The sequence below is a fragment of the Thermobifida cellulosilytica TB100 genome, from assembly GCF_001517975.1.
Taxonomy (GTDB): Bacteria; Actinomycetota; Actinomycetes; order Streptosporangiales; family Streptosporangiaceae; genus Thermobifida; species Thermobifida cellulosilytica.
The window spans coordinates 146853-160710 of record NZ_KQ950187.1 but is presented as its reverse complement, the minus strand read 5'-3'; the positions used below and the strand labels follow the sequence as shown (position 1 = coordinate 160710).

Below are 13858 nucleotides of genomic sequence, written 5' to 3'. Positions count from 1 at the left end.
GCCGCCGTACACATCGTTCAAGGCGGGGGATGGTGTCCTTCGGGACACTCCCCCGCCTTTTCTGTGCTCTGAAAGCAGTGGGGCCACCCGACCGGGTGGCCCCACTGCTGTTGGGGGAGAAGACCGGAGCAGTGAACCCCGTCCGGCCAGGACGTCAGGAACCACCGTGCTTGCGCAGGTAGTCCAGGTAGAGCGGGCGCAGCGCCTCACGGAGCTGCCGGTCTCCCTCGCGTTCCGCGAGCAATTGGCTGAACAGCACCGATGCCTTGGTCGCTCCCACCCGTCCCGCCTCCGGGCGGCCCGCGACCGCCTCGGCACCCGGAATGTGCTCCACCAGCTCCCACAGGTAGCCGACGTCCCAGCGCTTCCGGGCCAGCTCCACCGCCCGGTGGCGCAGTTCGTCGGTGTCCAGCCGTTCGAAGTCCTCGACCATGGCGGTCCACTACCCGTCCCGGGCGTACTCCTGCTCTCGGCGGGGCGGCTCCCCGCAACAGCGGTGAGGGGCGCTGCGGGGCGGCACGGAGGAAAGGGATAGGCTCTTGAACCCGTGACACCAGGTAACCCCCGTCGGGACGCTCCCGGAGAACGCCCCGCACCGTCGGCCGGGTAGCGCATGGACGTCGAGATCGTCGCGCTGCTCATGACGGCGGCCGTCGCCGCCGGATGGGTCGACGCCGTCGTCGGAGGCGGCGGGCTGCTCATGCTCCCCGCCCTGCTCGTGGCCTTTCCGAGCACGCCGGTGGCCGCGGTGCTCGGCACCAACAAGCTGACCGCGATCTTCGGCACCTGCTCGGCCGCCATCACCTACGCCCGCGGCGTCAAGTCCGAGGCCAGAGTGGTGTGGCCCGCGGCCGGACTCGCCCTCCTCGGCGCGGGCGGGGGCGCCGCGCTTGCCGGAGCGGTCTCCTCCGCGACGCTGCGACCGATCATCATGGTGGTGCTGCTGGCCGTCGCGGTCTTCGTCGTGCTGCGTCCCGCCATGGGACGGGTCGCCGAGCCGCCACTGCGCACCCCGGTCCGCATGGTCGCCGCGGTCCTGGTGACCGGGCTGGGGATCGGCTGCTACGACGGCCTCATCGGGCCGGGGACCGGCACCTTCCTGATCATCGCGCTGACCTCCATCATCGGCCTGGACTTCGTCACCGCCTCAGCCTCGGCCAAGATCATCAACACGGCCACCAACCTCGGTGCCCTCATCGTGTTCGCGCTCAACGGCGACGTGATGTGGCTGATCGGGGTGGGGCTGGCCGTGTGCAACATCATCGGGGCTCAGGTCGGGGCGCACATGGCGCTGCGCCGCGGAGCGGGGTTCGTGCGCGCCGTGCTGCTGGTGGTCGTGGTGCTCCTGGTGGTCCGGCTCGGCGTCGACCAGTTCGCCTGAGCCTCGGACCCGTGCGGTCCCGGCGCGGCCCGGGCGCCCGCGAGGGTTCGGCGGTGCGCACCCGGGAAGGGGAGCGGAGAGCCCGCGTCCGACGCCGAGTGGGGCTCCCCGACAGCGACATTCGGTGTGAATCTTGTGTAACCCGTCACATAGGTTACCGGTTCAGAGTGGGGAATAACGGACAGACGACGGGTTTCAGGAGGTCACGCGACTGGCCATCGGCAACCCGGTGTCCGCTGTCCAGACAGGGGCTGGATAAGCTTCCGGATGGTGCGGATGGCTCGTAACGAGCATATTTCCAACGCGACGCAGCCCGAAGAGGTTCCCGTGTTGGACGGATGACTTCCGCAGAACACCCAGCCAGCGAGTCACAAGGACGGACCCTCGTGGACCTGTTCGAATACCAGGCGAAGGCACTCTTCGCGGAGTATGGGGTTCCGGTACCCCAGGGAAAGGTGGCGAGCACGCCTGAAGAGGTGCGTGCCATCGCCGAGGAGTTCGCGGCCGCGGGTAAGCCCCGTGTCGTGGTCAAGGCCCAGGTCAAGACCGGAGGCCGGGGCAAGGCGGGCGGTGTCAAGGTGGCGGACGGCCCCGACGACGCGGTCGCCAAGGCCGAACAGATCCTCGGCATGGACATCAAGGGCCACACCGTCCACCGGGTTCTCGTCGAAGAGGCGAGCGACATCGCGGAGGAGTACTACTTCTCCTTCCTGCTGGACCGTGCGAACCGTACCTTCCTCTCCATCTGCTCCGCCGAGGGCGGCATGGAGATCGAGGAGGTCGCGGCGACCAACCCCGAGGCGGTCGCCAAGGTCGCCATCGACCCGCTCAAGGGCGCTCCCGCCGACGTCGCCGCCGACATCGTCGCCCAGGGCAAGCTGCCCGAGGCCGCCGCTGCCGGCGCCGTCGAGGTGATCACCAAGCTGTGGGACGTCTTCGTCGGCAAGGACGCGACCCTCGTCGAGGTCAACCCGCTCATCCTCACCAAGGACGGACGCGTGGTGGCCCTCGACGGCAAGGTTACCCTGGACGACAACGCCGAGTTCCGCCAGGACCTGGCGTCCCTGGCCTCCGCCGCGGAGGGCGACCCGCTGGAGGTCAAGGCCAAGGAGAAGGGCCTCAACTACGTCAAGCTCGACGGCGAGGTCGGCATCATCGGCAACGGCGCCGGACTCGTCATGTCCACGCTGGACGTCGTCGCCTACGCCGGTGAGCAGTACGGTGGCGTCAAGCCCGCCAACTTCCTCGACATCGGCGGCGGCGCCTCCGCCGAGGTCATGGCCAACGGGCTGGAGATCATCCTGGGCGACCCCGCGGTCAAGAGCGTCTTCGTCAACGTCTTCGGCGGCATCACCGCCTGCGACGCCGTCGCCAACGGCATCGTGCAGGCGCTCGAACTGCTGGAGTCCAGGGGCGAGGACGTGACCAAGCCGCTGGTGGTGCGCCTGGACGGCAACAACGCCGAGCTCGGCCGCGCAATCCTCAACGAACGCAACCACCCGGCGGTCCGCCAGGTGGACACCATGGACGGCGCCGCGGCGCAGGCCGCCGAACTGGCCGCGAAGTAAGCGCGGGGGGACTGAACGACATGGCTATCTTCCTCACCAAGGACAGCAAGGTCCTCGTCCAGGGCATGACCGGATCCGAGGGCACCAAGCACACCCGCCGCATGCTCGCCGCGGGCACCAACATCGTCGGCGGCGTCAACCCGCGCAAGGCCGGCCAGACCGTGGACTTCGACGGCACCCAGGTGCCGGTGTTCGGTTCGGTGGCCGAGGGCATCAAGGCCACCGGTGCCGACGTCACCGTGATCTTCGTGCCGCCGAAGTTCGCCAAGGACGCCGTCATCGAGGCGATCGACGCCGAGATCGGCCTCGCGGTCGTCATCACCGAGGGCATTCCGGTGCACGACACGGCCAACTTCTGGGCCTACGCCTGTAGCAAGGGCAACAAGACCCGCATCATCGGCCCGAACTGCCCCGGCCTCATCTCGCCCGGACAGTCCAACGCGGGCATCATCCCGGCCGACATCACCAAGCCGGGCCGCATCGGCCTGGTGTCCAAGTCCGGCACGCTCACCTACCAGATGATGTACGAGCTGCGGGACATCGGCTTCTCCACCTGCGTGGGCATCGGCGGCGACCCGATCATCGGCACCACGCACATCGACGCGCTCGCCGCGTTCGAGGCCGACCCCGACACCGACGCGATCGTGATGATCGGCGAGATCGGCGGCGACGCCGAGGAGCGGGCCGCCGAGTACATCAAGAAGCACGTGACCAAGCCCGTCGTGGGCTACGTCGCGGGCTTCACCGCCCCCGAGGGCAAGACGATGGGCCACGCCGGAGCCATCGTGTCCGGCTCCTCCGGAACCGCCGCCGCCAAGAAGGAGGCCCTGGAGGCCGTCGGCGTCAAGGTGGGCAAGACCCCCAGCGAGACCGCGAAGCTGGCGCGCGCCCTGTTCTGACGGACCCGGGCCCAGCCCTGGAACCAGACGCAGGACCCGCCGCGGCACAGCAGCCGCGGCGGGTCCTGCGCTGTTGCGCGCCGGGGCCCGGGGCGGACACGCCCTACCACACAGGGCTTTTCCGGCGAGTGTTCGACACGCCGACCGGAATGGCCGCCCTGCGGTCGCGGCGGCTGGGAGCATGGAGGCGTGAGCGCGCCTCCAGCACCGTCCGAACGCCGGAAGACCCCCGGCGGCAGCAGACCCCGCAGACCCGACCGCCCCGGCGGCCCGCCGCCTGCCCAGGAGCGGTACACCCGCCCGCTGTACACCTCGGGGGGGATCGGGGCGGCGACGGCCGCAGCCGTCGGCCTGGCCACGCTCACCACGCTCACCCTCGCCGGCTGGATCGCCGCCCCGCCCAGTGCGTTCAGTGACGACATCGTCGACGTGTTCCGGATCGCGATCCGGATGTGGCTGGTCGGCCACCACGTCGAACTCGCCACCTCCGACGGGCGGGTGGGCCTGTTCCCCATGGGGCTGCTCGTCCTGCCCGGTCTGCTGCTCTACCACTCCGGGCGGCGCCTGGCCCGCGTCTGCGCGCTGCCCCGCCTCAGGCACTCCTTCCAGGCCGCGCTCGCCCTGGCCGGTCCCTATGCGGCCATCGCGGGCACTCTGGCGCTGGTCGGGCGGGACGACGCGGTTCAGCCGAGCATGCCCCAGGCGCTCGTCACCGGCTTCCTGCTCGCGTTCACCGCGGGCGGGCTGGGCGCGCTGCGCCAGCTCCTCAAGGACCGCGAGATCCCGTGGCGCAGGCTGCTGGACCTCATGCCCCTGCGCCTGCGCGCGCTCCTGACCGGCCTGTTCACCGCGTCGACGGTCCTCGCCCTGACGGGCACCCTGCTGTTCTTCGCCGGCCTGGCGGCCGGATTCGGCGAGGCGGTCGAGACCACCCGGGAGCTGCGGCCCGGTGTGGTCGGCGGCATCCTGCTGTTCGTCGTCCAACTGCTGTACCTGCCCAACGCGATCGTCTTCGGGGTCAGCTACGCGGTGGGGCCGGGGTTCGCGTTCGGAGCGGACACGGTCGTGGCGCCCACCGGGGTGGCCCTGGGACCGCTGCCCGCGCTCCCGATGCTGGCGGCGCTGCCCGACAGCGGTCCCGCGCCCGTGCTGTCCCTGGTGACGCTCGCGGCGCCGTTCCTCGCCGGGGCGCTCGGCGGGCGGCGCACCCTGCGCGGTGCGCCGGTACCGGTCAACGAGGCCGCACCGCTGTGGGGATTCGTGTGCGGAGCGGTCACGGGCGCGCTGTGGGCCGGACTGGCGGCGCTCGCCGGGGGCCCGCTGGGCGCGGACCGGCTCGCCGAGATCGGCGCCTCACCCTGGCAGGTGGGAATGGTCACGGCACTGGAAGTGGGGGTGAGCGCCGCGATCGCCGCATGGGTGGTCAACTGGCGGTACCTGCGGCAGACGGCCGGAGCGGAGCCCGCGGACCGGCGCGGCGCGGCGTCTCCGCCGCGGGGCGGACGCGGATCTGCCCCCGCGGCGCGGCGTCCGTCCCGTCCGACGCGCGAGCGGGCGCCCCGCGTGCGCCTGCCGCGTCCGCAGTGGGGTGCGGGGCGCGGACGGGCCGACGAGGACGACTCCGAAGACCTGTACGGCATCACCTACGAGGCGGAGACGCCCCCTCCGGTCCCGGACGACGAGGAGGCTAGGAGGTGACCCGGTTGCCCTCGACCAGGTCGCGCACCCACGGCTGGTCGGGGAAGCGTTTGCTGATCGCGTCGAAGTAGGCGTCGTCACACTGCTGCTGGGCGCTGACCGTGTGGGCACGGGCGCTGCACTCGCTGTAGGCGGCGAGCTCCTCGGAGAACACCACCAGGCCGACGGTGACCAGCAGCGCCCACAGGATGCCGACGACGCCGACGACGATGCTCGCGATGGAGCCCGGCGCCTGTCCGCCGCTGGCCTTGGCGTTCCTGCGGGCCCGGGCGCCCTGGACGATGCCGATCACGGAGAGAAGGGCGCTGTAGGGGAGAAGAAGCAGGCCGGCGAAGGAGAACATGAGCCCCCACAGGCCGCCGCGTTCGACAGTCGCCTGCTGTCCTCCGGTCCGTGGCGCCGACGGCTCACCGTTCACAGGGGCTCCTCACAGTGGGGCGGATACACAAAGGTTCTCTCTAGACGCTACCGGTTCGGCGCGGTGGTGTTCCGCCCTGATCACCCGTCATCGGGACCCGGCCTCCCCGGCGGTGCCACCCGGGAGGATAGGCTGGCCCCGCACGGGTGGTTCACCCAGCGGCGCCCTGTCGGTCACAGGGCACACCCACATCCCCGGACGGTGCACACGGTCGCGTCGTGCCCGAAGGGGCCCGTGGCCCCCGCGTCGTCCACAGACAGGACCAGGGAGGAAGCACACTGTCGGCGCGAGTAGTCGTCCTCATCTCGGGGACGGGAAGCAACATGGCGGCTCTGCTCGACGCGGCGGCGGACCCGGCGTACGGCGCGACGGTCGTCGCGGTCGGCGCCGACCGGGAGGCAGCCGGTCTGGCCCGCGCCGAACAGGCGGGAGTGCCCACCTTCGTGGTTCCCTTCTCCGCGTACTCGGACCGGGACGAGTGGAACCGCGCGCTCGCCGCCCGCATCGCGGAGTTCACCCCGGACCTGGTGGTCGCCGCCGGGTTCATGCGTATCCTCGGCCGTGCGGTACTTCGGGAGAACACGGTCGTCAACATCCATCCGGCGCTGCTGCCCGCGTTCCCGGGAGCGCACGCGGTGCGCGACGCGCTGGACTACGGGGTCAGGATCACCGGCGCGACCGCGCACTTCGTGGACGAGGGCGTGGACACCGGCCCGGTGATCGAGCAGGTTGCGGTGCGGGTCGAGGACGGCGACGACGTCGCCACGCTGCACGAGCGCATCAAGACGGTGGAGCGCCGCATGCTCGTGGACGTCGTGGGCAGGCTCGCCCGCCACGGATGGACCCTGAACGGTCGACAGGTGAAGCTGGGCGATGCGCCCGGTACGGAGTGACAGCAGAGGAGAACCGGTGACACAGCAGGCCGTCCGGCGTGCGTTGATCAGCGTTTACGACAAGACCGGAGTGGAGGCGCTGGGCCTGGGCCTCGCCGAGGCGGGTGTGGAGATCGTCTCCACCGGCTCCACGGCCTCCCGGCTGGCCGCGGCCGGGGTCCAGGTCACCCCGGTCGAGGACGTCACGGGCTTCCCCGAGTGCTTCGAGGGACGGGTCAAGACCCTGCACCCGAAGGTGCACGCGGGTCTGCTCGCCGACCGCACCAAGGCCGACCACCGGGCCCAGCTCGACGAGCTCGGTATCGCCCCGTTCGACCTGGTCGTCGTCAACCTCTACCCGTTCGCCGACACGGTGGCCTCGGGCGCCTCCCCCGAGGAGTGCATCGAGAAGATCGACATCGGCGGCCCCGCGATGGTGCGCGCCGCGGCCAAGAACCACGCGAGCGTCGCGGTGGTCGTGGACCCGGCCCGCTACGACGAGGTGCTGGAAGCGGTGCGCAACGGCGGCTTCACCCTGGAGCAGCGCAAGCGGCTGGCCGCCGCGGCCTTCGCGCACACCGCGAGCTACGATGCCGCGGTCGCGGCGTGGTTCGCGTCGACCTACGCCCCCGACGAGGTGGCCGCGCAGGCCGGATGGCCCGAGTTCACCGCGGTCACCTACACGCGGCAGGCGACGCTGCGCTACGGCGAGAACCCGCACCAGGGTGCGGCGCTGTACCGGTCCACGGCCCCGGGGGACCGGGGCCTGGCCGGGGCGCGGCAACTGCACGGCAAGGAGATGTCGTACAACAACTACGTGGACGGCGACGCCGCGCTGCGCGCCGCCTACGACTTCGCCGACCCGTGCGTGGCGATCATCAAGCACGCCAACCCGTGTGGGATCGCGGTGGGCGAGGACATCGCGGAGGCGCACCGCAAGGCGCACGCCTGCGACCCGGTGTCGGCCTTCGGCGGGGTGATCGCCGCCAACCGGGTGGTGGACGGGGCCATGGCCGCCCAGGTCGCCGAGGTGTTCACCGAGGTCGTGGTGGCCCCCGGGTTCACGCCCGAGGCCGTGGAGATCCTCACCCGCAAGAAGAACATCCGGCTGCTGGAGGTGACCGCTCCGGACCGCGGCTCCCGCCCCGAGTTCCGGCAGGTCAGCGGGGGACTGCTGGTGCAGTCGGCCGACCTGGTCGACGCGCCCGGCGACGACCCCGCCACCTGGCAGTTGCGGGCCGGCCAGGCCGCCGACGAGGCGACGCTGGCGGACCTGGCGTTCGCCTGGCGCGCGGTGCGGGCGGTGAAGTCTAACGCGATCCTGCTGGCCGCCGACCGCGCCACGGTGGGCGTGGGCATGGGCCAGGTCAACCGGGTGGACTCGGCCAGGCTCGCGGTCTCCCGCGCCGGGGACCGGGTCAAGGGCTCGGTGGCCGCCAGCGACGCCTTCTTCCCGTTCCCGGACGGGTTGGAGGTGCTGACCGGGGCCGGCGTGCGGGCGATCGTGCAGCCGGGGGGCTCGGTGCGCGACGAGGAGGTCATCGCCGCGGCCGAGCGCGCAGGGGTGACCCTGTACTTCACCGGGACCCGGCACTTCTTCCACTGACCCGGGTCAAGGTTGACTTCGAGGCCGATCCGGCCTCGGCGAGCAGAGAGGCATCACGGTGACAGCAAAGGTGCTGGACGGAAAGGCGACCGCCGCGGCGATCCGGGCGGAACTGAAGGAGCGGGTGGCCGCGCTGCGTGCCCGCGGGGTTGTGCCGGGGCTCGGCACGGTCCTGGTGGGAGACGACCCGGGCAGCCACTCCTACGTACGGGGGAAGCACCGGGACTGCGCCGAGGTCGGCATCGCCAGCATCCGCAAGGACCTGCCCGCGGACGCCACCCAGGAGGACGTGGAGGCCGCGGTGGCCGAGCTCAACGCCGACCCCGCGTGCACCGGGTACATCGTGCAGCTTCCGCTGCCCAAAGGGCTGGACGAGAACCGGATCCTCGGGCTGATCGACCCGGCCAAGGACGCCGACGGGCTCCAGCCGTCCAACCTGGGCAAGCTGGTGCTGATGGAGGAGGCGCCCCTGCCCTGCACGCCGCGCGGCATCGTGGAACTGCTCACCCGCTACGAGGTGCCGCTGCGGGGCGCCGAGGTGGTCGTGGTCGGCCGCGGCGTCACGGTGGGGCGCCCGCTGGGCCTGCTGCTGACCCGCCGCTCGGAGAACGCGACGGTGACGCTGTGCCACACCGGGACCCGCGACCTGGCCGAGCACACGCGCCGCGCCGACATCGTGGTGGCCGCGGCCGGCGTTCCCGGGCTGATCACCAAGGACATGGTGCGTCCCGGGGCGACCGTGCTCGACGTGGGCGTCTCCCGGACCGAGCAGGGCCTGGTCGGCGACGTGGCCCCGGACGTGGTGGAGGTCGCCGGGTACGTGTCCCCCAACCCGGGCGGGGTGGGGCCGATGACCCGCGCGATGCTCCTGGTGAACGTGGTCGAGGCCGCCGAGCGGCAGTTGGCCTGAGACGGACCCGGCGAGAGACCCGGGGCGCGGTGTCTCTCGCCGGGCGGTCAGCTCGCCCGGCGCTCCCGTTCGGTGGGGGGCAGGGGGCGGACCAGTCCCAGGGCCACCACCTCGTTGGCCAGACGGGTGCGGCGGTTGACGCCTTCGGAGATGCGGAACTTCTGGTAGAGGCGGAGCAGGTGCTGTTTGACCGCGGCCTCGGTGACCACGAGGTCCTCGGCGATCTGCCGAGCGGTGGCGGGGACGACGAACGCGTCGTCGGACAGGGCGGGGCGGCACAGTGAGGTCAGGACGTCGAGTTCGCGGCGGGTGAGTTCGGGGGCGCCGCCGCGGCGCAGCTCCACCTCGGGGTGCAGGTCTTCCTGGGGCAGCCCGCCGATCTTGCAGCGGGCGGCGCCGAAACTGATGATGTCACCCTCGTTGAGGACGCGTCGGGCGATGGGGCGGCCGTTGACACGGGTGCCGTTGCGGGACAGCCCCATGTCGACGACGTAGACGTACGGGCCGCGGCGGACGAACTCGGCGTGCAACTGCGAGACGCTCGGATCGGAGAGGACGATGTCGGTGCCCCTGCCTCGCCCGACCGTGGTCACCTCGGCGGTCAGGGGGTGGATCTCGCCGCTCTCCTCGACCCTTATGTAGGGGCCGTCCACGGTTGTTCCTCCCGTTGTGGGGCGCGACCGGTGCGGATGGTTGCGACGGGGAACGGCGGGGGGTGCCGTGCTGTTCGTGGCACGGCTGGATGCCGTCGATTGAGTGGGGTTCATAGGGGTTGTCCTCGCTCGCCCGTGGCACTCATCTCATGTGTGGTTACCCGGGTGCTGGGGCTTCTATGCCCTCACCAGCCAGCAGGACCGGTAAATCAGGATATTTCCGACAAATCACCGGGAAACAGGTTGTTTTCCCGGTGATTTTCTGTCAGGCCGATTCTCCGCGCGGCGGCCGCCCGGGCGGTCCATAGAATGGGTCACGTGTGGCCGACGGCGGCGGCAGAGCCGTCGGGACGGGCGCACGAGGCGTTCCCGCGGAGCGTTCCCGGTCGCGCGCACGCGCGGTCGGAACCCGCCGTGCCGTGGCGGGTCCCGCCTCGGCCGGTTCCCGGGGCGGTATGCGCGAGCGTGAGGTGTGCGGTGAGCCAGGAAACGGTGGAGGCAGCCATAACGGGCCGGTCGGACATGCCACAGCCTCCGGAGGAGAACGAGCAGCACGAACCGGAGGATGCGGAGCCGACCGCAGCGGAGGGCCCCGGGTGGCTGAACCAGGTGCCCTACCTCCTGGTGCTCGCCACGATGGGGGCGGGAATCGTCGTGGTCGCCGCCGCCCACTTCAAGCGCGGTCCGGCCATCATCGCCGGCTCCCTGCTGCTGGGCGCGGTCCTGCGGGCCCTGCTGCCCGCCGAGCGGGTGGGCCTGCTGGCGGTCCGCCGCAGGTGGGTGGACGTTGCCACCCTCGTCACGCTCGCGGTGCTGCTCATCGTCCTGGCGTGGGTGGCCCCGCAGCTCTGAGCGGCTTTCGCGACTAATAAGCTTGATATCGAGATACCGCAGAGTCGTGTACGGACCTGGAGCACCTCTGAGACGGCGCGACGTCCCGGAAGCCCCCGGGAACGGTCGGGTCAGGGCGCTGCTGCGGTGATCAGTGAGCCGCGGACAGGAAGAACGCCGCACGGCGCCGGGTCCGCGGTCCGGCCACACGCCACACGAAGGGACAGCCACGAGCCATGGCCAAGATCAAGGTTGAAAACCCCGTAGTAGAGCTCGACGGCGACGAGATGACCCGGATCATCTGGTCCTTCATCAAGGAGCGGCTGATCCTGCCGTACCTGGACATCGACCTCAAGTACTACGACCTGGGCATCGAGGAGCGCGACCGCACCGACGACCAGGTGACGATCGACGCGGCCCACGCCATCAAGAAGTACGGCGTCGGCGTCAAGTGCGCGACCATCACCCCCGACGAGGCCCGGGTCGAGGAGTTCGGCCTCAAGAAGATGTGGCGTTCGCCCAACGGCACCATCCGCAACATCCTCGGCGGTGTGGTCTTCCGCGAGCCGATCATCTGCTCCAACGTGCCGCGCCTGGTCCCCGGCTGGACCAAGCCGATCATCATCGGCCGCCACGCCCACGGCGACCAGTACAAGGCGTCCGACTTCAAGGTCCCCGGCCCCGGCACGGTCACCATCACCTACACCCCGGAGGACGGCGGCGAGCCCATCGAGATGGAGGTCGCCAAGTTCCCCGAGGGCGGCGGCGTCGCCATGGGCATGTACAACTTCCGCAAGTCCATCGAGGACTTCGCCCGGGCCAGCTTCAACTACGGCCTCGACCGCAACTACCCGGTCTACCTGTCCACCAAGAACACGATCCTCAAGGCCTACGACGGCATGTTCAAGGACGTGTTCGCCGAGATCTACGAGACCGAGTTCAAGGAGAAGTTCGAGAAGGCCGGCCTGACCTACGAGCACCGCCTGATCGACGACATGGTCGCCGCCGCGCTCAAGTGGGAGGGCGGCTACGTGTGGGCCTGCAAGAACTACGACGGCGACGTGCAGTCCGACACGGTCGCGCAGGGCTTCGGCTCGCTGGGCCTGATGACCTCGGTGCTGCGCACCGCCGACGGCCGGACCGTGGAGGCCGAGGCCGCGCACGGCACGGTCACCCGCCACTACCGCCAGCACCAGCAGGGCAAGCCCACCTCCACCAACCCGATCGCGTCCATCTTCGCCTGGACCCGCGGCCTGGAGCACCGGGGCAAGCTCGACAACACCCCGGCGGTCGTCGAGTTCGCCCGCACCCTGGAGGACGTCGTCATCAAGACCGTCGAGGGCGGCCAGATGACCAAGGACCTGGCGATCCTGATCAGCCCCGACCAGGAGTGGCTGACCACCGAGCAGTTCCTCGCCGCGCTCGACGAGAACCTGCAGAAGCGCCTGGGCTGACCCCCGACCGGTGCCGGCGGCCGTCCGAACGGGGGCGGACCCCGCCGGTGCCGGGGGTTTCGTCCCGGTGTGCCCGGGGAGGGTTTGCTCAGTCTTGGCACGAGCCCACCGGCGCCCTTTACCCGGCGCTCCCTAGTGTGGGGAGCACAACACAACAGACCTTTCTCTGAAGACGACGTGACCCGTTGTGCAGCCGCTGGGGGGTAGGCGCACGACGCGGAGCGTCACAGGGAGGCCCCGCAGCCGCTAGGGCGCGGGGCCTCTTTCTTGCTGCGCCTCCGGCAGCCCGCCGGGGCCGCCGGAGCGGATCAGTCCTGCATCGCCGACTCGGGGATCTCCCTGCCCTCCCGCATGGCGGAGAACATCTCCTCCGAGCGGGCCTCGTCCCACAGCACCACCGAGCCGACCTCCAGGGTCGGGGTGGAGCCGACGGGCACCGCGGTCGTGGCGGGGGAGTCGCGCATGGCCAGCGCCATCCACGCCAGGTCCATCAGGCTGTCGCCCTCGTCCACGGTGAACGTCGAGGTGCCGTCGACCACCAGCGGGATGGAGCGGAACGGGTTGGCCAGGGTGCCGGGCGCGGTGGCCTGCTGGATCAGGGCGCTGAAGAACTCGCGCTGCCGCTGGATGCGGTCCAGGTCGGCGCGCGGAGTCGCCCGGGTGCGCACGTAGGCCAGCGCGGTCGGACCGTCCATCACCTGGCAGCCCGCCTCGATGTCCAGACCGGCCTTGGGGTCCTCCATGGGCTCCTCGGGGCACAGTTCCACGCCGCCCACGGCGTCGACGATGTCGACGAACCCGGCGAAGCCGATCTCCACGTAGTGGTCGATACGCACCCCGCTGGCCTGCTCGAACGTCTGCACCAGGGTGGAGGGGCCGCCGCCCAGCGCCTCGGCGAAGGCCGCGTTGATCTTGTTGGAGCCGATCCCGGGGATGTCCACGTAGGAGTCGCGGGGCACGCTGACGATGGCGGGCCTGCCCTCCTCGGGCGCGTACAGGACCATGATCGTGTCGGTGCGCTTGCCCTCGGCGCGGCCGGTGCGCAGCTCGTCCATGTCCTCTTCGCTGAGGCCCTCGCGGCTGTCGGAGCCGACGATCAGGTAGGTGGTGCCCGGCTGGTCCTCGGGGCGGCCCTCGTAGTCGACGAGCGCCGCCACGCGCTGTAGCCGGGAGTCGGCCCAGAAGTAGAAGACCGCCGGGGCGAGCACCAGCAGCACTAGCACGAGGACCGCGATGTTCCTGCGGCGCCGTGCGCGGCGTTCGCGCTCCCGGCGCTCCCGCCCGGTCCCGTCGACCACCCGGCCGCGCGAGTAGCGCGGACCGCGGCCGCCCGAGGAGCCGGAGGAGGGGCGGCGCGGCGGTGCTCCCCCGGCGTCCGAGGCGGAGCGCGCGGACGGGTCGGGCCGGTAGAGGCTGTCGATCTTGTCGGGGATGCCGCCGGGGGTGCGCCGGAACACCCCGGTGCGGTCGTGGCTTCCCGACGATCCGCCGGGGACGCGGTCGTTCCTGTTCGGTCTGTCAGCCATCGTGTCGATCGCCTCTTCGTTCGCGGCGTCCGCCTGGTTTAC

13 protein-coding genes are annotated in these 13858 nt (G+C 71.1%); 9 read left to right on the top strand and 4 right to left on the bottom strand.

The features are described 5' to 3' along the window. Nucleotides 1–154: 154 nt before the first annotated feature. Nucleotides 155–433 (bottom strand): hypothetical protein, encoded by a 279-nt coding sequence (locus AC529_RS18190; protein ID WP_068758568.1) that lies wholly within the window; start codon nt 431–433, stop codon nt 155–157. A gap of 180 nt (nt 434–613) precedes the next feature. On the opposite strand from AC529_RS18190, the gene AC529_RS18185 reads away from it, so the two are divergent. The 4 genes from AC529_RS18185 to AC529_RS18170 all read left to right on the top strand — a co-directional run bounded on the left by AC529_RS18185 (nt 614) and on the right by AC529_RS18170 (nt 5546). Then, nucleotides 614–1381 (top strand): TSUP family transporter, encoded by a 768-nt coding sequence (locus AC529_RS18185; protein WP_068758567.1) that lies wholly within the window; start codon nt 614–616, stop codon nt 1379–1381. 386 nt (nt 1382–1767) lie between these two features. Beyond that, nucleotides 1768–2949 (top strand): ADP-forming succinate--CoA ligase subunit beta, encoded by a 1182-nt coding sequence (sucC, locus tag AC529_RS18180; RefSeq protein ID WP_068758566.1) that lies wholly within the window; start codon nt 1768–1770, stop codon nt 2947–2949. A 20-nt stretch (nt 2950–2969) separates the two neighbouring features. Continuing rightward, nucleotides 2970–3848, top strand: a complete 879-nt coding sequence (gene sucD / locus AC529_RS18175) for a succinate--CoA ligase subunit alpha (protein ID WP_068758565.1) — start codon at nt 2970–2972, stop codon at nt 3846–3848. A 189-nt stretch (nt 3849–4037) separates the two neighbouring features. Then, complete coding sequence (locus AC529_RS18170; protein WP_083948415.1) at nt 4038–5546, top strand: cell division protein PerM; 1509 nt, start codon at nt 4038–4040, stop codon at nt 5544–5546. Here AC529_RS18170 and AC529_RS18165 read toward each other — a convergent pair. After that, a complete protein-coding gene (locus AC529_RS18165) occupies nt 5536–5964 on the bottom strand; it encodes a hypothetical protein (protein ID WP_068758564.1) in 429 nt (142 codons plus the stop codon). The two genes, AC529_RS18170 and AC529_RS18165, sit on opposite strands and share 11 nt — an antisense overlap. Before the next feature lie 323 nt (nt 5965–6287). Here AC529_RS18165 and purN point away from each other — a divergent pair, with 323 nt between their 5' ends. Genes purN through AC529_RS18150 form a run of 3 tightly spaced genes read left to right on the top strand, consistent with a single transcriptional unit; the run spans nt 6288 to nt 9352 of the window. Then, nucleotides 6288–6857, top strand: coding sequence for a phosphoribosylglycinamide formyltransferase (purN, locus tag AC529_RS18160; protein WP_068758563.1), 570 nt, complete (start codon nt 6288–6290; stop codon nt 6855–6857). 16 nt (nt 6858–6873) lie between these two features. Next, the gene (gene purH, locus AC529_RS18155; protein WP_068758562.1) at nt 6874–8442 is read left to right on the top strand and encodes a bifunctional phosphoribosylaminoimidazolecarboxamide formyltransferase/IMP cyclohydrolase; all 1569 of its coding nucleotides are present in this window, start codon (nt 6874–6876) and stop codon (nt 8440–8442) included. Between the two features lie 58 nt (nt 8443–8500). Continuing rightward, nucleotides 8501–9352: a bifunctional methylenetetrahydrofolate dehydrogenase/methenyltetrahydrofolate cyclohydrolase gene (locus AC529_RS18150; protein WP_068758561.1), complete on the top strand. Its 852-nt coding sequence runs from the start codon at nt 8501–8503 to the stop codon at nt 9350–9352. 47 nt (nt 9353–9399) lie between these two features. On the opposite strand, the gene AC529_RS18145 is transcribed toward AC529_RS18150, so the two are convergent. Continuing rightward, nucleotides 9400–10005 carry an FHA domain-containing protein gene (locus AC529_RS18145; RefSeq protein WP_068758560.1) on the bottom strand — a complete coding sequence of 202 codons (606 nt, stop codon included), beginning with the start codon at nt 10003–10005 and terminating at the stop codon, nt 9400–9402. 522 nt (nt 10006–10527) lie between these two features. Between AC529_RS18145 and AC529_RS18140 the strand changes: the two genes are divergently transcribed. Continuing rightward, on the top strand, nt 10528–10857 hold the full coding sequence (locus AC529_RS18140; RefSeq protein WP_068758559.1) for a DUF3017 domain-containing protein: 330 nt from the start codon (nt 10528–10530) through the stop codon (nt 10855–10857). A gap of 215 nt (nt 10858–11072) precedes the next feature. Next, nucleotides 11073–12290 (top strand): NADP-dependent isocitrate dehydrogenase, encoded by a 1218-nt coding sequence (locus AC529_RS18135; RefSeq protein ID WP_068758558.1) that lies wholly within the window; start codon nt 11073–11075, stop codon nt 12288–12290. A gap of 308 nt (nt 12291–12598) precedes the next feature. Here AC529_RS18135 and AC529_RS18130 read toward each other — a convergent pair whose 3' ends face one another. Next, on the bottom strand, nt 12599–13816 hold the full coding sequence (locus tag AC529_RS18130; RefSeq protein ID WP_068758582.1) for an LCP family protein: 1218 nt from the start codon (nt 13814–13816) through the stop codon (nt 12599–12601). Between the last annotated feature and the right edge of the window lie 42 nt (nt 13817–13858).